We start from the raw sequence: 18,677 nt of genomic DNA, 5'->3' as shown, positions 1-18,677 counted from the left end.
ACGGGGCGCTGGTGGTCGGCCCCTACCAGGGGCCGGTGGCCTGCGCGGTGCTGCGCGGTCCGGAGGGCGTGTGCTGGGCCGGGGTCCGCGGCGGCGCGACGGTGCTGGTGCCCGACGTCCACGCCTTCCAGGGCCACGTCGCCTGCGACGCGCGCTCGCGCAGCGAGATCGTCGTGCCGGTGCGCGACCGCGCGGGCGCCGTGGTCGCCGTGCTGGACGTGGACTCCGAGCGGCCGGATGCCTTCGGCGAGGCCGACCGCGCGGGGCTCGAGCGGATCGTCGCGCTGCTGTCCTGACGGGAACGCCCCTGCTTCGCCCTACTTCACGAGCATCAGCTTGCGGCCGACCGTCGAATCCGCCGTCGCGAGGCGGGCCAGGTAGAACCCGCTGGGCGCGGGCCGGCCCGCGGCGTCGCGGCCGTCCCAGACGAAGGCGTGCGGACCGGCGGGCAGGTCGGCGTCGACGAGGTCGGCGAGCAGGCGGCCGTCGGCGGCGTGGATGGTGAGACGGGCGCGGCCGGCGCGGTCCAGCGTGAACTCCAGCTGTGTGGCGGGATTGAACGGGTTCGGCGCGGCGGACAACCGCAGGCCGGCGGCGGACGGCGTCACGTCCATGGTCTGGTAGACGTCCTCGTGCTCGAGGATCCAGAAGCCGTCCTCCATGTCGACCAGGTAGAGGCGCGGGCCGCGCGCGACGACGCTCTGGGCCGTGCCGGCGGTGTCGAAGTGGCCGACCGGCGTGGGCAGGCGCTGGTCCCTGATGTCCAGGATCGTCAGGCCGTGGGGGTAGGTCGCGGCGTAGACGAAGTCGCCCTGGAGCGCGACCCCGGCGGGGCGCCCCTTGGTGAGGCAGCGACCGACTTCCACCGGGCTGGCGGGGTCGCTCACCAGCACGATCCGCAGACCGGCGCTCCCCTCGGCCAGCACCACGAAGCCGTCGCCCGCGTCGACGCCCTGGCTGAACCCGTCGGTGCCGAGGTGGCCGGCGAGGACGGGGTGGGCCGGGTCGGACACGTCGACGATGCGCAGGCCGTCGTAGCCGTAGGCCAGGTAGGCCATGCCGTCGCGGATCTGCAGGCCGTAGACGTACTGGCCCGGCACGAAGTAGCGCCCCACCAGCCGCGGCGCCGCCGGCGTCGCGACGTCGACGATCAGCAGGCCCTGGTTGCGGTCGCCGACGTAGCAGAGGTCGCCGACCAGCACGATGCAGTTGGCGTAGTAGGAGGGGTAGCGGGCGAGCAGGACCGGCGCGGCGGGGTCGCGCACGTCGACGATCTGCAGCCCCCCCGATTCCGCGGCGACGTAGGCGATCCCGTCGCGGACCTTGACGTCGCGGGCGTGGGCCGCGGGCCAGCGTCCGAGCCCGCGCGGCGCGGCCGGGTCGCGCACGTCGATGATGCGCAGGCCGTCGTAGCGGCCGGCGACGTAGGCGACGGTGCCCACGACGTCCATCTTCATGCTGTGGCCCCCGTCGTCGCGGCGGCCGACCTCGACCGGGGCCTGTCCCGGCGCCTGCGACACCACCGCCAGCCCGGTGGGGCTGGTCGGCACGTAGAGCCAGTCGCGGCCGGCGACCGTGGTGAGGCAGTTGTCGTAGGGCAGCGACCCCGTCCAGACCGGCGCCGCCGCAGCCGTGAGGTCGAAGGACTGGAAGCCGCAGCTGAAACCGGAGACGTAGAGGCGGTCCCCGACGGTCACCGCGTCCACGACGTTGCCGGGCAGCGGGTAGGTGACGACGGCGAGGGGCGCGGTGGGCGTCGTCAGGTCCAGGACGCCGAAACCGTCGTTGCCGAGCGCGCAGTAGGCGTGGTTCCCGCGCAGGCTCAGGCCGCGCACCGAATCCCAGGGCTTGGTCACCGACACCGGCTTGGGCGCGGTCGGCCAGGTGACGTCCAGGACGTGCACGCCCCCCGACCCGTACGACAGGTAGGCCAGGTGGTCCTGCAGGTCGACCTCGAACAGGGTGCCGTCGGTGCTGTACGCGGCCACTTCGCGCGGGGTCTTGGGGTCGCGGACGTCCATGACGCGCAGGCCGAGGTCGCCGACGGCGAGGAAGGCGAAGCCGTTGCGCACCACGATGTCGTAGATCCGCCCCGGGACGTCCAGCCGGGCGAGGCCGCGCGGGTGCTTGGGATCGCGCACGTCCACGACCGCGAACCCGTACTCGATGAGGCTCACGTAGGCGATGCCGCGGTCCACGGCCAGGAAGTAGATCTCGCTCGGGAGCGTGAGGGTCCCGAGGCGGACGGGCGCGGCGGGGTCGTGGAAGTCGACGATTTCCAGGGCGGCGCCGTTGCCCACCAGCACGGTGTCCCCCATGGCGCAGGCCGCGTAGCAGGCGCCGTTGGGCCAGTGCCCCAGCGGCTTCACGCGCTCGGCGGCGTTGGGCAGGGGGATGCCGGGATCGGTCTGGGCGCGGACGAAAGCCGCGCAGACGAGCAGTACGGCCAGCATGATGATGGCGGGGCGGCGGGCGATCGACACGTCGGTCCCCTTCCTGACGGGAGGCCGGACCTGCCTGACGGGTGGCCGGACCACATTCAGTATACGGGAACCGCCGGGCAGCGACCATAGCGCGCGGCGACCTTTCCCGAGCGTGGATTTTCACTATCTTGGCGACCGGACACAACCACCGACCACCCGGAGGTCCCGATGAACCCCACATTCGCCCTGGTCCTGGGCCTGATCCTCGGTCTCGCGCTGGCGGCCGGCGTCGGTGTCGGCGTGCTGCGCACGCGGATGATCGCCCCCCGCCGCAGCCGGCGCAGCTTCGACGACACCTGCGCCACGATCGAGCGCGTGATCCCGGCCGATCCCGAGGGGTGGAGCCTGCCCCTGCCGGCCTGGGACGCCTACGCCGTCCTGGAGAAGAAAGGGTTGGCACCGGCGAACCTGGCCCGGTTGCGCTTCTTCTTCGTCTGCAACCCCCGCCACGCCTCCGACATGCTGCGCCTGGACCCGACCCTGTCGGGGATGATGCCCTGCACCTGGGCCGTCTACGAGACGCAGGACGGGTCGGTGTGGCTGGCGAAGCTGAACGTGGGCCTGATGGGGCGCCTGTTCCCGCCCGCCATCGCCGCGATCATGGGCAAGGTGGCCGCCGCCGACGAGCGGTTCCTGGCGGAAGTCCTGGGCTGAGCCGGGACCCCGCCGGGGGCCGCCGGCGATTCCGTCCTGGCGCTTCCCGGCCGGGATGCTTATGGTGGGGGGGATCCGTCGGGCATCAAAGACATGGTTCGCATCCCGACCCCCATAAATTCCGCGTTACGAGCTGAGAATGCGACTTGGCTCATCCGAGCCAAGGAGAACCCTGAGTGAGTTTCGACATTTTCGGACTTGATCCGCGCATCCTCGATGGCGTGCGCGCCGCCGGCTATACCAAGCCGACCCCCATCCAGCGCCAGGCGATCCCCGAGGTCATGGCCGGCCGCGACGTCCTGGGCGTAGCCCAGACGGGCACCGGCAAGACCGCGGCCTTCGCCTTGCCCATCCTCCAGCGCCTGCTCGACGGCCCCCGCGGCCGCACGCGCGCGCTGATCATCGCGCCCACGCGCGAGCTGGCCGAGCAGATCCACGGCTTCTTCCACACGATGACCCGCCGCACCGGCCTGCGCAGCGCGACGGTGTACGGCGGCGTCGGCCGCGCCTCCCAGGCCCAGGCCCTGCGCCGGGGCACCGAGATCATCGTCGCCTGCCCGGGTCGCCTGCTCGACCACATGGGCGAGGGCGACGCCGACCTGTCCGGGATCGAGATCCTGGTCCTGGACGAGGCCGACCGGATGTGCGACATGGGCTTCCTGCCGGACGTGAAGCGCATCCTGCGGGAGCTGCCGGTCGACCGCCAGACGCTATTCTTCTCGGCGACCATGCCGATGGACATCCGCGGCCTGGCCGACCGGATCCTGCGCAACCCGCTCGCCGTCCAGGTCGACACCATCGCCCCGGCCGCCACGGTCGCCCATTCGATCTACCCCACGACCGACCGCCTGCGCAAGAGCATGCTCGAGACGCTGCTGCGCAGCGAGGCCACCGGCCGCACGCTGGTCTTCACCCGCACCAAGCACCGCGCGCGCAGCCTGGCCCACGACCTCGAGCGCTCCGGGATGCGCGTCGCCGAGCTGCAGGGCAACATGCCGCAGAGCAAGCGGCAGCAGGCCATCGACGGCTTCCGCAGCGGCCGCTACGACATCCTGGTCGCCACCGACATCGCGGCCCGCGGCATCGACGTCACCGCGGTCAAGCACGTCATCAACTACGACGCGCCCGACACCGTCGACGCCTACACCCACCGCATCGGCCGCACCGGCCGCGCCCAGCTCACCGGCGAGGCCTTCACGCTGGTCGACAGCGACGACAGCGAGCTGATCGAGCGCATCGAGAAGACCCTGGGCGTGCCGCTGGAGCGGCGCCGCATCGACGGCTTCGACTACGGCGCCTTCACGCCCGAGACGGCCCTGAACCCGGTGCGTCGCGCCGCGGCGTCGGGACGGTCCGGCGGCGGGGGGCGGCGGCGAGCTCCCACGCGGATGAAGCGGTTTGGTTGAAGGACGTCTCGCACCGTCCTGACGGGGACGCGCCCCCGGCACCTCGTGTGCCCGGGGCGCTTGGCCGTTCGGCCCTTTCGCCCTCCTGGCGTCAGGGCCTGCAGGACACCCCGTCAGGACGGTGCGAGACTGCGTCAGGGATGCGGCGGGGTCAGGCCGAGGCGCGGTCTTTCCAGTTCCACCACTTGAGCAGTTCGGGGTCGCGGTCGGCGGGGGCGGTCGTGGCGTAGTAGACCGCGCAGCGGAAGACGTACAGGACGCAGGGGTCCTGCCGCGCGCCGCGGGTCTCGCAGAGGTCGCGGTAGAGACGCTCGGGGTCCAGGCCGCGCAGGTCGGCGGGTTCGCGCATCCCCAGCTCGCGCAGGTCAGCGGCGAGGCTCGGGCCGATGCCGGGGATGGCTTGCAGAGGGTCTTTGGCGCGGCCGGCGCTCACAGCGCCGACACGCTGCGCAGCAGCGCGGCGTTGTCGGTCGTCTGCTCGATGAGCTTCAGCAGGCCCAGCATGGCGGTCTTGGGGTCGGCCTGCACCATGCGGCGGCGCAGGGTGTTCAGGCGGGCCATGTCCTCGACCGAGTACAGCAGCTCGTCGCGGCGGGTGCCGCTGGCGCGCAGGTCGATGGCCGGGAAGACGCGGTTCTCGGCCAGCGAGCGGTCCAGGACGATCTCGCTGTTGCCCGTGCCCTTGAACTCCTCGAAGATCAGGTCGTCCATGCGCGAGCCGGTCTCCACCAGCGCGGAGGCGACCACGGTCACCGAGCCGCCGTGCTCGATGTTGCGGGCCATGCCGAAGATCTTGCGGGGGATCTCCAGCGCGCGGGCGTCCAGGCCGCCGGTCATCGTGCGGCCCGAGCCCGCGGCGTGCAGGTTGAAGGCCCGTCCCAGCCGCGTCAGGCTGTCGATGAGCACCACCACGTCGCGCCCGCACTCCAGCTCGCAGCGCACCTGCGCCATCGCCAGTTCGGCCAGCCGCACGTGGGTGGCCGTGTCCTGGTCGCTGGAGCTGGCCAGCACCTCGGCCGGCACGCGCCGGCGGAAGTGGGTGACCTCCTCGGGCCGCTCGTCGATCAGCAGCACGACGATGCGCGCGTCGGGGTCGCAGGCGGAGATGGCGATGGCCAGGTCCTCGAGGATCTGCGTCTTGCCCGCCTTGGGGGGCGAGACGATCATCGCGCGCGTGCCGCGGGCCAACGGCGCCACCAGGTCGACGATGCGCATGGTGACGTTGCCGCCGTCGCCCAGGTGGAAGCGATCGGCGGGGTTGATCGCGGTGAGCTTGTCGAAGTGGGTGCGGCCGCGGAAGGCGGCGGGCGAGAGCCCGCAGACCGAGGACACGTCCCCGAGCTGCGGGCCCTTGCGGCCCTTTTCGAGCGTCCCCTCGACCACGGCGCCGTCGATCAGCGCGTGCTTCTGCACGAGCTGGGGCGGGACCCAGGGGTCCTCGGGACGGGACTGGAACGACCGCGCGGGGCTGCGCAGGTAGCCGCCGCCGCGCTTGTCGAGACCGAGGACACCGGTGACTGTTTCGGACATGGATGCGCCGCCTGCGGCTACTGGACGACTTCGGTGGTCCAGGCCGTGAACGAGACCCGACAGGTCAGGAAGAAATCCTTGATCCGCGCCACGGTCACGCCGCCGGCCATGTCCAGGTCCAGCTCGAGACGGGGATCGCCCTCGTCGTCGAGGTAGGAGCGGGAGTAGCGGCGGGTCTGGTTCCAGGTGTTGACCTTCTTCAGCGTGGCGTTGCCGTCGCCGAAGGGCGCGTAGAACTGCAGCGACTCGCCGTCCTTGGCCACGAACATCCACGTGTTGTAGCCCTCGAGCTTCCAGAGCAGGTCGCCGTCCTCGTCGACTTCGACGGAGTAACCTTCATCCTCGAGCAGCTCCTGGACGTCGTTGCGGGTGACCGACTCGATGACGTCCTTGTCACCGGCTTGGGCCGCGGCGGCGAAGGCCAGCATGGCCAGCAGCGTGACCAGGACGAGGGGCAGGAGGGCACGGGTCGCGGAAACGGCCGGTTTCTGGCTCACGTCGGATCTCCTTGAAAGGTGAAATGGGGTGCGGAACCGCTCGCGGGAGCTTCCATACTACCTGCAATCGTCCGGAACCGCCAAGGCTAAAGTGGAAATCCGGGCCTGGAATTAGCCCTTCACTTCCCGGACGCCGTCGATGACGGTGCCGTCCACCCACTTGATCGCGGCCACGACCTTCTCGCCCAGCTCCGGCGGCGCGGGGGGGCCGCCGACGATCTCCTCGACCTCGGCCTTGAGGTCGCGGATGTCGCGCAGGGGCAGGCTGCTGCCCCGCAGTTTCCCCAGCAGGTCCTGCCGCAGGGGGTTGACGGCGATGCCCCGCTCGGTGACCACGACGTCGATCAGCTCGCCGGGGCCGCAGAGGGTGGTCACCCGGTCGACCAGCACCGGGATGCGGTCGCGGAAGCTCGGGATCGGCAGGATGGTGCACCTGCCGGCCAGGCAGTTCATCCAGCCGCCGATGCCGTGCAGCAGCCGGCCGTCGCTGTGGGTCACGACGTTGGCGTTGAAGTCGACGTCGACCTCGGTGGCGCCCAGCACGACGGCGTCCAGCAGGCTGGCGAAGTTGCCCTTGCCGTGCCAGTTGTAGCTGGTGAAGGGGCTGGTGTTGACGTGGCCGGGGTTCTCGCGCATCGAGCGCACGCCGGCGAGGTCGAAGGTCTGGCCGTCGAGGATGTAGTCGGTGAGGCCCTCCTCGAGCATGTCGACCAGGTACTGGGTGCTGCCGCCGCGCACGAAGCGCGCCTTGATCCGGCGCTCGCGCATGATGTCGCGCAGGAACAGGGCGAAGCTCAGGGCCGTGCCGCCGGCGCCGGCCTGGAAGCTGAAGCCGTCGCGGATGATGCCGGCCTCGTCGCAGAAGCGGGCGGTCAGCTCGGCGATGAGCAGGCGGTCGGGCGACTTGGTGATCTCGGTGGTGCCCGAGACGATCTTGCTGGCGTCGCCGATGCGGTCCATCACGACGACCTGGTCGACGTTGTTGCCCTGGATCTGCCAGGGGACGCAGGGGAACGGCACGAGGTTGTCGGTGACCACGATGACGTGGTCGGCGTACATCGAGTCCGCCAGCGCGAAGCCCAAAAGTCCGCAGGCGGTCGGGCCGCGGTCGCCGGTCGCGTTGCCGAAGGGGTCGGCCGTCGGGGCCGCGATGACCGCGATGTCGATGTGGACCTCGCCGTCCTGGATCGCCTGCCAGCGGCCGCCGTGGCTGCGCAGCACGCCCATCCCCCGCATCCGGCCCTGGCTGCAGTAGTCGCCCAGGGGGCCGTTCATGCTGCCCTCGATGTGGTGGATGACGCCGCTCTCCAGCAGCTCGATCAGCGGCGCGTGGCAGGGGAAGGCCGCGCTGGGCACCCAGCGCAGGTCCCGGACGCCCAGCTCGGCCGCCGCCCGGAACACCTGGTTGACGACCAGGTCGCCGTTGCGCAGGTGGTGGTGGCTGCCGATGGTCATGCCGTCGCGCAGGCCGGCACGCTGCAGGGCGGTCTTGAGGTCCGGCGCGGTCTTGTCGCCGTCGGCCGGGTAGTCGGCGCAGGAGCGGATGGGCGGGGCGGCCTTGCGCCCCTGCGGGCGGTAGCGGCCCACCCCCTGGAAGGGGACGGCCGGGTGGCCGTTGATCTCGGTCGGCACCAGGCGGCCCGCGGCGTTCTCGACCAGCTTCGTCATCGCGCGCCCCCCTCGTTGCCGGATTCGCGCCAGTCCGCCGGCAGCAGACCCGCCGCCTGCGCCGTCGCGAGGACGCCCTGGGCCCGCTTGACCACCGGGGCGTCGATCATCTTGCTGCCCAGGGCGACCACGCCGAGTCCCTGCGCCTCGGCCTGCTCGAACGCCAGCACGATCCGCTGCGCCTTCGCCAGCTCGTCCGGCGTGGGCGCGAAGGCGGCGTGCACCACGGCGATCTGCCGCGGGTGGATGCAGCCCTTGCCGACGAAGCCCAGCGCCTTGGCCTCGGCGCAGGAGGCGCGCAGGCCGTCCTCGTCGGCGACGTCGCTGAACACCGTGTCGATGGGCTGCGCGCCGGCGGCCACCGCGCCGTTGACGACCTGGCTGCGGGCCCAGAACGACTCGCGGCCCTCGAGGGTGCGCGGCGCGCCGATGTCGGCGGTGTAGTCCTCCAGCCCCACGGCCAGCGCGATCACCGACGGGTCCGCCGCCGCGATCTCGAAGGCGCGCCAGGCGCCCAGGGCCGACTCGATGATGGGCATCAGGAAGACCTCGCCCGCGGTCTTCGCCTGCTTGCGGATCGCCGCGACGCGGGCGGCGACGGCGCGCACCTGGGCGGGATCCTCGACCTTGGGCACCAGGATCACGTGCGGATTGTGCGGCACGACCCAGTCCAGGTCCTCGAGCCCGCGCTCGCCTTGGTTGATGCGGACCATGCGCTCGGCCGCGCCGAAGTCCACCACGCGCAGGGCGTTGCGCACCAGCACCCGCGCGGCGTCCTTCTCGGCGGGCGCGACGGCGTCCTCGAGGTCCAGGATGACGCCGTCGGGCAGGTGCAGGCCGGCGTTCAGGAAGAGCTTGGGCTGGTTGCCCGGCAGGTACAGGCGCGAGCGGCGCAGGCGGCGCCGGACGGCCGGCGCGGCGCAGCAGGGGCGCAGGTCCGGCAGCAGGACGCGCGCGAGGCCGGGATCGGCGCGCCGCGCCGCGCCTTCGAGCCGGGCGTCCAGGACGAAGGGCACCGCCCCCTGGTCGTCGACCTCGACGCGCGCGTGCTCCAGGCCCAACGCGCGGCAACCGTCCGCGACCTGCGTCCGGATGCGCGCGCCGTACATCGAGGCCACCTTGCTCGCGACGGTCAGTTCCAGACCGCCTCCGTCGCGCAGCTCCACCGAGATCCAGCAGTCCGAGCGCACGCCGGCGCCCCGGCTGCCCGCCTCTCCCCTGCCTGCCATGGTCCCACCTCGCGGTTGCTCCGGCCGTGGTCCGAGGACGCGGGACCCGCCCGCGGCGGCGCCCCGCCTGAATGATGGCCGCAGGGCCGTCCCTTGACAAGGGAATCGCCGCGCCGGCGCCCCCCAGGGGCCGCATTCCGCTCAATGCGCGACTCCCCGCGCCGATAATCTGGAGACCCGGCGCACGCCCGCGGCGGCCGGACCGGCAACCATCCTCGTCCCGGAGCGCGACCATGAAGATCCTGATCGTCGACGACTCGCGCGCCATGCGGCGCATCATCCAGCGCACCCTGCGCCAAGCGGGCTTCGGCGGCCTGACGATCCTCGAGGCCGGCAACGGTGCCGAGGCCCTCGAGATCGTGCGCGGTTCCCGGCCGGACCTGATCCTGTCGGACTGGCACATGCCACACATGTCGGGCCTCGAATTCAAGCGGGCCCTGAACGAGGCCGGCATCGGGATCCCCTTCGGCTTCGTCACCTCCGAGAACACGCACGAGATGAGGCAGCTCGCCGAGGAGGCGGGGGCGGACTTCCTGCTGGCGAAGCCGTTCACGCCCGAGGACATGAACCTGGCCCTGGAGGCGTTCGTCGCGTGAGGACGGCGACCGGCACCACCCCCCTCGAGTCCGCCGCCGACGCGGTGCGCGAGACGTGCGAGATGCAGCTGGGCCTGACGCTGCGGGCCCTGCCGCCTTGCGATCGCGGGGAGGCGGGACCGGAGGGCTGGTGCCGCAGCGGCATCGACCTCGCCGCCCGCGACGGCCGCTGGCGCCTGACGCTGGTGGCGGACGCGCTCAGCGCCCGCCGGCTGGCGCAGCGGCTGTACGCCTTGGATCCCGACGAGGACCCCGCGCGCGAGGAACTGGCCGACGCGCTCAACGAACTGGTCAACATCGCGGCCGGCGTCTTCAAGCGCGACCACCGCGGGACGGCGCTGCACCTCGCCCTGCCGGTGTTCGCGACGGGATGGCCGGACCGGGAGCCGACGTCGCACGATCGGGAGACGGTGCGGCTGGCCGCCGGCGCCAAGGATCCCCAGCTCCACGTGCTGCTCGGATGGCTGCAGACCGACGAACCGGGAGACGGTCGAGATGAGCCTTAGATTCGCCGCCGGAGTCCTGCTCGAAACGCTGGACCGGACCGTGGGGCAGCCCGCCGGCTACAACCCGGCGCCGGAGGGCCCCGCGTGGGACCCGCCCGCGGCATCCGACGACGCCTGGCGCATCCCCCTGCTGGACGACGAGGGTTCGGAGGTCGGGGTCGTGGTCGCCGACCTGCGCACGCTCGTGCTGCTGGGCGGATCGCTGATCATGCTGCCGGAGAGCAGCATGCGCGAACAGGTGGCCGACGGCAGCCCGTCGCCCCCGGTGCTGGAAGCTTTCGCGGAGGTCGTCAACGTCCTGCGCGGCGTCGTCAACAACACCCACCGCAACTCCCACACCGTGCCCGGCCCGCTCGCCTCGGGCGGCGCGGGACCAGGCTGGCCGGACGATCCGAAGCTGCGGCTCGAACTCGTCGCGGATTCGCCGCTCGGTCCGGCCCGGCTGGCCTTCCGCAGCAGCTGACCGCCGCCCCCCGGCACGCGAAGGCCGCCCTCCCCGCGGGGGCGGCCTTCCTGCTGCGCGGCGGCGGGATCAACCCACCGGCTGGGCCTGCGGGGCGCCGAGGGTCCGGAAGATCTCCACCATCCCCTCGAGACCGAGCGAGACCTCGGCCATGGTCTGCTCGGCGATGTCCGGCGGCAGTGACAGCCGCGTCGCCGACGTCGGGTCGAAGCGGTAGAGCAGGGCGTCGGCGCCCATGCCCCAGCCCACGTCCCGGCACAGGACGTCCGCGATGTGGACGATGTCCAGCAACGGCTCGGGCTCGGCGCAGGCGGACGGGTGATGGTGGTACCGCACCGCGGCGACGATGCGGGCCGGCAGCTGCCAGCGCTGGAGCAGCGCGGCGGCGACGGAGGCATGGTCGGTGCCGAACACCTCGCGCTCGGCCTCGTCGAAGGGGATGCCGCTCTGGTCCATCGACCGCCTGATCTTGTCCATGTCCACGTCGACGAAGTTGCCCAGGACGATCTTGCCCATGTCGTGCAGCATGCCGGCGGTGAAGGCGTCCGCCGGGTCGGCGCCGCCGAGCTCCTGGGCGAGGTACTCCGAGGCCATGGCGGTGGCGATCGCGTGCTGCCACAGCATGGCCGGGGCCAGGTCGTAACCGCGGATCGGCTTGCGGCTCATCGGCGCCACGCACACGGCCAGCACGATCTGGTAGACCCGCTTCAATCCCAGGCGGGTCATGGCGTACTGCACCGAGCCGATCGACTGCTCGCAGCCGAAATAGGCCGAGTTGGCCAGCCGCAACAGGCTGGTGGTCAGGCCCGCATCGACCTCGATGACCTTCGCCAGCTCGGAGTAGCTGACGTTGGGATCGTTGCAGTACTTCTGCAGCTTGAAAACGACCTCCGGCAGCGGCGGCACCGCGTGCACCTTGGCCAGGATCTCTCGTTTGAGGCTCACAGTTCCGACTCCTTTCCGTCCGTCCGGACGACCGTGCGCCCGGACTGCAGGTCCAGGGCCAGGGTGCGCGCCTGCGATCCGCCCACGCACTGGGCCCGCAGCTCGAGTCCGTTCTTCCACAGCACCTTGCCCAGCACCTCGAGGTTGCGCTGGCCGATCTTGAAGACCTCGTCCGGCCCCAGGGGCGCCCCGCCGCCCGCCGCCTTGAGCTGGAGGTTGCGGCGGTTCGCGCCGAGATCGTAGACGGCCTGCAGCAGCGCCGGCAGGCCCGTGTCGACGAACATCGCGGGGCGGTCGGCGGCCTTGCGGGGGTCGATCCTCGACAGGGGCAGCATGCAGTGGATCAGCCCGCCCACGCCCGCCTCGGGGTCGAAGACGCTCACCCCCACGCAGGACCCGAGCGAGTACGTCACCAGGATCAGGGCGGGGTCCGCCACGACCGCCATCTCGGCGATGTCCACCGTGATGACGGTCCGCCCGGACTTCTGGGCCTGGGCGGCATCGAGCAGCACGCTCATCGGATCCCTCCCTTCCCGTCGCGAGGTCGATGGATCATCTCAGACCCTCCTGTAGACGGCCGGCTGCTTGCGCTCGAACCGGCCTTCGAGACCCAGCAGGTTCTCGGCTTCCCCGACGATCAGGTGGCCGCCCGGCTGCAACAGCCGGTGGAACTCCGCCACGGCGTCCGCCCGTTGCTGCGGATCGAAGTAGATCATCACGTTGCGGCAAAGGACGAGGTCGAAGACGCCGCGCACCGGGTACGGCGTGCGGCCCAGGTTCAGGCGCCGGAACAGGATCATGCGTTTGAGGTCGTCGTCGATGCGCCGGATTTCGCCCTGCGAGCCGGTCCGGTTCGAGAAGGCCGTCCTCTGGTAACGGGACGGCACAGCCTCGACCTGCGAGGCGGTGTAGTTGCCCTGCTGGGCCTTCTGCAGGGCGAGGGTCGAGATGTCCGTGGCCAGGATGCGCCAGTCCGTGCCGGCCGGCAGGGACGAACCCAGGACCATCGCCAGCGAATAGGGCTCCTCGCCGGTGGCGCAGCCCGCCGACCAGAAGTGCAGGCGCCGGCCCTCGGCGGCCAGCCGGCGAGCGGCGGCGGCGGCGAACGCGAAGTGCTCCGGCTCGCGGAAGAAGCGCGTGACGTTGGTGGCGACGGCGTCGACCAGGTGGACGATCTCGCGCGTCCCGGCCCCGGAATCCAGCACGGCCAGGTAGGCGGCGAAGTCCGCCAGGCCCAGGGCCTGCAGGCGGCGGCGCAACCGCGCCTCGAGCAGGGCCGACTTCCCCTCGTCGAACGAGAGCCCCGCGTGCTCGTGCAGGAGGTCGCGCAGGCGGGCGAACTCGTGCACCGAAAGTCGAGCTTCGGCGACGCCGCCCGACGACGACGGCTCCGTCTCGGCCCAGGTGCCGACCTGCCGCAGGCTCATGCCGCGCCCCCCATCCCGCCGGCGCTGATGAACAGGCGGGTCGCGTCCAGCAGGATGACGACGCGGCCGCCCTGCTGCGCCAGACCCGCGACGCAGGCACCGGCGGCGGCGTCCGCCGGCGGCGGCGCCCCCGCGGCGTCGATGCGCATCACTTCGGTCACGTCGTCGGCGACGGCGGCGGCGACCACGGTCTCCGTCTCGTCCTCGATCCGGCAGACCACCAGGCACGTGCGCCGGGTCTCGTCCGCCGCTGCCATCCCGAACAGGGAGCGCAGGTCGACGACCGGGACGACCCGCCCGCGCAGGTTCACGACCCCGCGCACGTGGGCCGGCGCCCCGGGGACCCTGGTCACGGGCAGCATCCCGACGATCTCCTGCACCACGCCGATCTCGAGCCCGTAGGTCTCGCCACCCAGCCGGAAACCCAGGTAGCGCCCGGGAAGGGCGACCGGCACGTGTCTCGTGAGCGTCTCCATGCCTGCACTCCGTTGCTCGGGACCGAGTCCCTCGTTCAGGCTCCGGCCGGCGCGGCCCGGACCCGCTCGCACCTCGCACGCGCGGAGCGGACGAGACCCGAAGCGTCCAGGATCAGCGCCACGCTGCCGTCGGCGAGGATGGTGCCCCCCGCGATGCCCGGCGCGCCGCCGGCGGGGCCGTCGAACCCCTTGATCACGACCTGCTGTTGCCCGAGCAGTTCGTCGGCCACCAGGCCGATGCGGCAACCGTCGCCCTCGACCACCAGCACCACCGGCCGCGACGGTGCGGGGGCGCCGGCGATGCCGAAGCAGTCGCGCAGGCGCAGCAGCGGGATCAGCTCCCCGTCGAGGCGCAGCAGCTCGTCCGCGTCGGAGGGCCGCACGAGATCCGCGGGCTCCGGCATGACGATCCGGCGCACGGCGAGCGTGGGCACGAGGTACGTCTCGACGCCGACCCGCAGCGACAGCCCGTCGATGACCGCGAGCGTCAGCGGCAGCCGGAACCGGAAACGGCAGCCGCGCCCCGGCTGCGAGTCGAGCTCCATCCCGCCACGCAGCTCCTCGAGGTTGCGGCGCACCACGTCCAGGCCGACGCCGCGCCCGCTGACCTCGGTGACCTGGGCCGCCGTCGAGAAGCCGGGCAGGAAGATCAGGTCGTGGATCTCGTGGTCGGCCGGCTGCGCGCCGGCCGGCAGCAGCCCCCGGCGGACGGCCTTGTCGAGGATGGCGTCGCGGTCGAGTCCCCGGCCGTCGTCCTCGACCTCCAGGACGATGCTGCCGCCCTCGTGGTAGGCCCGCAGGTCGATGACCGCGCGCGCCGGCTTGCCGGCGGCGACCCGCGTCGCCGGGTCGGGTTCGATGCCGTGGTCCACCGCGTTGCGCAGCAGGTGGATGAGCGGGTCGGTCAGCAGGTCGACCACCGAGCGGTCGAGCTCGGTCTCGTCGCCGCCGGTGCGCAGTTCCACGTCGCGGCCCGACTTGCGGGCCAGGTCGCGCACCAGCCGGGTCATCTTCTGGAAGACGGGGCGCACCGGCACCATGCGCACGTCCAGCCCGATGCGCTGCAGCTCGCGGCTGAGCTTGCCGAGCCGTTCCAGGTTGCGCTGCTGCTCCACCGGCAGCAGCCGCGGATCGCTGTGGCGCTGGATCATCGCCTCGGTGATCACCAGCTCGCCGATGGTGTCGACCAGCAGGTCGAGCCGGTCGGCGCTCACGCGCACGGCCTCGCGCTGCGCGGCGTGCGCCGTGGCGACGGGGGACGGCGCGGGGGACGGCACCGGCGCGGGCGCGGCGGCGTCGCGCCGGCGCTCCCGTCCCTTGGCGAGCATCACCAGGCCGCCGGCCGCCGCGGGCGGGGCCAGTCGCGCCACCAGGGCCGGGACCTCCGGCGGCGCGCGCAGGAGCCCGTCGCCCCGCAGGCCCTCGCTCACGCCGACGACGAGCCGTTTCAGGGCGTCGGTGGCCGCCAGGGCCAGGTCGAAGTCGCCGCCGACGAGCGCGATCTCGCCGCGACGGGCGCGGTCCAGGTGGTGTTCGGCGGCGTGGGCCAGTTCCTGGACGGGCAAGAGCCCGGCGAAGCCGGCCGTGCCCTTCAGCGTGTGGAAGGCCCGGAAGGCGGCGTGCATCGGCTCCGTCGCGTCGGGCGCGCGCTCCAGCGCCATCAGGCTGGCTTCGGCGTCGGACAGGTGTTCGTCGGCCTCGCCCAGGAAGTCGCCCAGCGTTTCGGGGTCGAGCGACCGCAGGTCGACGACGTCGGCGCGACCGGGGGCGGCGGCCACGGGCACCGTCGCGCGCTCCTGCGCCAGCCGGTGGAGGATCCACTCCGTCGCGTCCAGGATGCGGTCGACGCCGGCGCTCAGGCCCTCGTCCAGCAGGACGTTCTCCACCTCGCGGGCGCGGCCGGCGACGTCCGGGTCGCCGGCGGCGTCGGCCTCGCAGCCGAGATCGTGGAACAGGCACAGCAGGTCGTCGAGATCCTCCGCGGCCGGGTTGGCCGCGGCGGTCAGCACCATCCCGTCGAGCTGCCCCAACTCGCCCCGCCAGCGGACGCGGAAGGCGGCGGGGGCCGCGCTCATGTCTTGGCGGACGGTCAAGCTCCCGGCCCCTCCGGTGCGATGGAACGAGGGCCTCCCGGACGGTGTGCCCGGGACGCCTCTTCGGTTGTCATCGACCCGTCGGGGGGGGGACTTGAGGTCCGACCGTGAGCTCAGGAGCTCTTCAGGAAGGCGAGGGCGCGGCCCAGATCGGCGTCCATGATGATGTCCAGCAGGCGCCCCTGCGCGACGGCGGGCACGTGGATGACCCGGACCACGTCGGACAGGTCGGCCCGGGCGGGCAGCAGGTCCGCCAGGCTGTTCGGCGAGCCCAGCAGGAACTCCTCGTTGAAGATCACCCCGGCGTCGTCCGGGTACAGGGGCAGGTAGCCGATGTCGGCTTCGAGCAGGTCCTGGAAAAAGTGGGTGCCGAACGAGACGTCCGGCACGTAGTCGCCCTTGCGCCGGGCGACCTCCAGCAGCATCCGGGCGTGGTTGATGTCGGCGTAGTCGACGCGGACGCCGAGCTTGACGTCGCCGCGGCTCCCCCAGCGCCCGGGTCCCATGAGCACGAACTTCCGGTGCGGCAGGATGCGGTTCAGCTGGCCGACGGCGGCGCCCACCGACAGCAGCCTCTCGTAGTCCTCGATCTCGGCATAGGCTTCGCCGGGCACGTAGACGACGTACTCGAGGTCGGTGACCTGCCCCATCTGCACGAATCGGCTGGCCGAAAAGATCTCGTCCTGCGGCCGGACGCCCGCGGGGATCTCGACGCGCGCGTAGTGCCCGGCCCGGCTCTGGGGGCGGCACTGCAGGATGTGGAGGTGCTCGCCGTCGTGGGCGAACTCGACGTCCACCGGCACGCCCCAGGTCTCGCCGAGCACGTCCAGGATCTCCTTCATCTGCCGCGCGAATCCGGTCCGTTCGAGGAGCCCGTCGAACGTGACCACGATGTCGCGCGGGTCGACGTTGAACATCAGGCCCATCGCGGGGATCAGCTGGCTGTCGCGGTGGATCGAGAAGATCTGCGGCGCGGCCGGGAAGCGGTTGCCCGCCTCCCGCATCAGCTGGTCCAGGGGCACCGTGACGAACCTGTTCTCCACGAGGTCCACGACGTCGACGAAGTGCTGGCTGTAGCGCAGGATCTCATCGGGGTGCACGACGGTGCGCAGGCTGGGCTGGCCCGGGCTGAACAGCTTCGGGTAGTCCTCGCCCACGCGGTCGACGGCGCGCGTGCCCAGCCCGACCACCAGGCGCACCATGCCGTCCTCGCGGCGCAGGCGGGGCGACCAGGTGTAGTCGTTGGAGCCGAAGGCCACCCCGGCGAAGGCGGGCAGCCAGTAGCGCCCGATGCGTCGGCCGACCACCGGCTGGATGATGCAGGCCATCTCCTCGCGGAAGTCCAGCAGGCCGCGCTCCTTGCGGTACTGGATGGCGCCGGGGTTGAAGACGCTCGCGTAGACCTGGGTGATCGCGCGCAGCAGCTCGTGCATGCGGTCGTGCAGCGAGCCCTGGTTCGCGACAAAGAGGCTGCTGTACTTGCCGCAGAACGCGGCGCCGAGCCGGTCCTCGAGCAGGCTGCTGGAGCGCACGACCAGCGGCACCTCGCCCAGCGTCTTGAGGATCCCCGACAGGCGCTTGACCACGTAGGTGGGGAAGCGCCCGGTGCGGTACAGGCGCTGCAGGATGCTGTACTGCCGCCGCAGGTCGTCGCCCTCGCGGTACTTGATGTTCGCCAGGTCGCCGAGGCCGTTGGCCTTCAGGAAATCGAGGATCACGTCCGAGCGGATGTAGTAGGTGTGGGGCGTCTTGAAATGGCCCACGGCGCGGCCCTGGCGGCGCGCCTTCGATAGGGCGTCGTGGGCCAGGATGAAGCCGGCCGCCTTGCCGCCCAGCTTGCCCAGGCCCTGCTCGGGGCCGATCACGCGCGACATGATCTCCGAGAAGTCGCGGATCGTCAGCACGTTCTTGGCGATGTTCAGGTACTCGAGCTGGTCGGAGAGCAGGCGGCGGATCAGGGCCACGCGCGTGCCCATCGCGTCGGACAGCGACAGCGTCGCGCCCCCGATGGGCATCTTGGAGAACTCGAGCGATTCGCGCCCGATCTCCCGCCACGAGCTGAACGGGTCGTCGGCCATCTCGGCCAGGCGCAGGGCCAGGTCCTTCTTGATGGCCATGTAGATCAGGTCCTCGATCTTCTCGTCGGACCAGAGGTCGGCCGCCTTCTCGCGCACGATGTTGCGCAGCTCGTCCACCGCGCCCTCGCTCAGCGAGGGCGCGGGACGGTTGGGGTTGGACCAGTGCAGGAAGTCGGCGTCGCCGGCGACGCGCGAGACCTGGGCCTCGAGCTCGTCGAGCGTCATGAGGCCCTCCTCGATCAGCACGAGGAGGAAGTGGCGGATGATCTTCTCGTAGAGGACGGGCGACTCGGAGCGGTGGAACTCCAGCAGCTCGCGCCAGTTCGGCTCCCTGGTGAGGTCCACGCGCTCCCCGGTCATCGCCGGCTAGTCCTTGGGCGGGGTCTTGCGGGCCGTCGCCTTCTTGGCCGTCCGGCGCGCGGGCGTCTTCGCCGCCTCCTTGCCCGGGGTCCCCTTGTCCGCGGCGGGCTTCGGGGCCGCGCCCTTCGGGCGGGCCTCCGCCGGGCCGGCGGCCGGCCGGCCCGGGGCCTTCTTCGCCGGTTTGCGCGCCGTCGTCTTCTTCGTCGGCTTGGCGGCGGGCGGCGGGGCCGCCGCCGCGGGCGGCGCCGGCGGCTGGTCCGGCCCGG

At 72.1% G+C, this 18,677-nt stretch carries 19 protein-coding genes; 6 read left to right on the top strand and 13 right to left on the bottom strand.

The features are described from left to right. Positions 1-296: GAF domain-containing protein (locus Q7W29_06020; GenBank protein MDO9171370.1), on the top strand; the 296-nt coding region annotated here is incomplete at its 5' end. A gap of 21 nt (positions 297-317) precedes the next feature. Here Q7W29_06020 and Q7W29_06015 read toward each other — a convergent pair. Next, positions 318-2,483, bottom strand: a complete 2,166-nt coding sequence (locus Q7W29_06015) for a FlgD immunoglobulin-like domain containing protein (GenBank protein MDO9171369.1) — start codon at positions 2,481-2,483, stop codon at positions 318-320. A 168-nt stretch (positions 2,484-2,651) separates the two neighbouring features. Between Q7W29_06015 and Q7W29_06010 the strand changes: the two genes are divergently transcribed. Next, a complete protein-coding gene (locus Q7W29_06010; protein ID MDO9171368.1) occupies positions 2,652-3,137 on the top strand; it encodes a DUF302 domain-containing protein in 486 nt (161 codons plus the stop codon). A 176-nt stretch (positions 3,138-3,313) separates the two neighbouring features. After that, on the top strand, positions 3,314-4,543 hold the full coding sequence (locus tag Q7W29_06005; GenBank protein MDO9171367.1) for a DEAD/DEAH box helicase: 1,230 nt from the start codon (positions 3,314-3,316) through the stop codon (positions 4,541-4,543). A gap of 151 nt (positions 4,544-4,694) precedes the next feature. Here the strand turns inward: Q7W29_06005 and Q7W29_06000 are convergent, their stop codons facing one another. The 5 genes from Q7W29_06000 to Q7W29_05980 all read right to left on the bottom strand — a co-directional run bounded on the left by Q7W29_06000 (position 4,695) and on the right by Q7W29_05980 (position 9,467). Then, on the bottom strand, positions 4,695-4,949 hold the full coding sequence (locus tag Q7W29_06000; protein MDO9171366.1) for a helix-hairpin-helix domain-containing protein: 255 nt from the start codon (positions 4,947-4,949) through the stop codon (positions 4,695-4,697). A 23-nt stretch (positions 4,950-4,972) separates the two neighbouring features. After that, the gene (rho, locus tag Q7W29_05995) at positions 4,973-6,073 is read right to left on the bottom strand and encodes a transcription termination factor Rho (GenBank protein MDO9171365.1); all 1,101 of its coding nucleotides are present in this window, start codon (positions 6,071-6,073) and stop codon (positions 4,973-4,975) included. A 17-nt stretch (positions 6,074-6,090) separates the two neighbouring features. Next, complete coding sequence (locus tag Q7W29_05990; GenBank protein MDO9171364.1) at positions 6,091-6,570, bottom strand: YbjN domain-containing protein; 480 nt, start codon at positions 6,568-6,570, stop codon at positions 6,091-6,093. Positions 6,571-6,681: 111 nt separating this feature from the next. Then, entirely contained in the window at positions 6,682-8,238 is a 1,557-nt protein-coding gene (locus Q7W29_05985) for a citrate lyase subunit alpha (GenBank protein MDO9171363.1), read from the bottom strand. Next, a complete protein-coding gene (locus Q7W29_05980) occupies positions 8,235-9,467 on the bottom strand; it encodes an aldolase/citrate lyase family protein (protein MDO9171362.1) in 1,233 nt (410 codons plus the stop codon). The genes Q7W29_05985 and Q7W29_05980 overlap by 4 nt, the downstream gene beginning before the upstream one ends. 233 nt (positions 9,468-9,700) lie before the next feature. Here Q7W29_05980 and Q7W29_05975 point away from each other — a divergent pair, with 233 nt between their 5' ends. The 3 genes from Q7W29_05975 to Q7W29_05965 are packed head-to-tail and all read left to right on the top strand — an operon-like array spanning position 9,701 to position 11,032. Beyond that, on the top strand, positions 9,701-10,063 hold the full coding sequence (locus tag Q7W29_05975; protein ID MDO9171361.1) for a response regulator: 363 nt from the start codon (positions 9,701-9,703) through the stop codon (positions 10,061-10,063). Continuing rightward, complete coding sequence (locus Q7W29_05970) at positions 10,060-10,569, top strand: chemotaxis protein CheX (GenBank protein ID MDO9171360.1); 510 nt, start codon at positions 10,060-10,062, stop codon at positions 10,567-10,569. Before Q7W29_05975 ends, Q7W29_05970 begins: the two co-directional genes overlap by 4 nt. Then, a complete protein-coding gene (locus tag Q7W29_05965) occupies positions 10,559-11,032 on the top strand; it encodes a hypothetical protein (protein ID MDO9171359.1) in 474 nt (157 codons plus the stop codon). The genes Q7W29_05970 and Q7W29_05965 overlap by 11 nt, the downstream gene beginning before the upstream one ends. A 69-nt stretch (positions 11,033-11,101) precedes the next feature. On the opposite strand, the gene Q7W29_05960 is transcribed toward Q7W29_05965, so the two are convergent. From Q7W29_05960 to Q7W29_05930, 7 genes are all read right to left on the bottom strand, one after another. Next, positions 11,102-11,977 carry an HDOD domain-containing protein gene (locus Q7W29_05960; GenBank protein MDO9171358.1) on the bottom strand — a complete coding sequence of 292 codons (876 nt, stop codon included), beginning with the start codon at positions 11,975-11,977 and terminating at the stop codon, positions 11,102-11,104. Continuing rightward, on the bottom strand, positions 11,974-12,495 hold the full coding sequence (locus Q7W29_05955; GenBank protein ID MDO9171357.1) for a chemotaxis protein CheD: 522 nt from the start codon (positions 12,493-12,495) through the stop codon (positions 11,974-11,976). The genes Q7W29_05960 and Q7W29_05955 overlap by 4 nt, the downstream gene beginning before the upstream one ends. A gap of 39 nt (positions 12,496-12,534) precedes the next feature. Continuing rightward, positions 12,535-13,404, bottom strand: coding sequence for a CheR family methyltransferase (locus tag Q7W29_05950; protein MDO9171356.1), 870 nt, complete (start codon positions 13,402-13,404; stop codon positions 12,535-12,537). Beyond that, a complete protein-coding gene (locus Q7W29_05945; GenBank protein ID MDO9171355.1) occupies positions 13,401-13,880 on the bottom strand; it encodes a chemotaxis protein CheW in 480 nt (159 codons plus the stop codon). The genes Q7W29_05950 and Q7W29_05945 overlap by 4 nt, the downstream gene beginning before the upstream one ends. A gap of 35 nt (positions 13,881-13,915) precedes the next feature. After that, positions 13,916-15,973, bottom strand: coding sequence for a chemotaxis protein CheA (locus Q7W29_05940; protein MDO9171354.1), 2,058 nt, complete (start codon positions 15,971-15,973; stop codon positions 13,916-13,918). Positions 15,974-16,086: 113 nt separating this feature from the next. Then, a complete protein-coding gene (locus tag Q7W29_05935; GenBank protein MDO9171353.1) occupies positions 16,087-18,411 on the bottom strand; it encodes a PEP/pyruvate-binding domain-containing protein in 2,325 nt (774 codons plus the stop codon). Between the two features lie 6 nt (positions 18,412-18,417). After that, positions 18,418-18,677, bottom strand: a 260-nt coding sequence (locus tag Q7W29_05930; protein ID MDO9171352.1) for a hypothetical protein, incomplete at its 5' end; no start/stop codon positions are given.

The organism is bacterium (assembly GCA_030654305.1).
Lineage (GTDB): Bacteria > Krumholzibacteriota > Krumholzibacteriia > LZORAL124-64-63 > LZORAL124-64-63 > PNOJ01.
The sequence above is the reverse complement of the archived record's forward strand: the minus strand, read 5'-3'. Positions and strand labels throughout refer to the sequence as shown.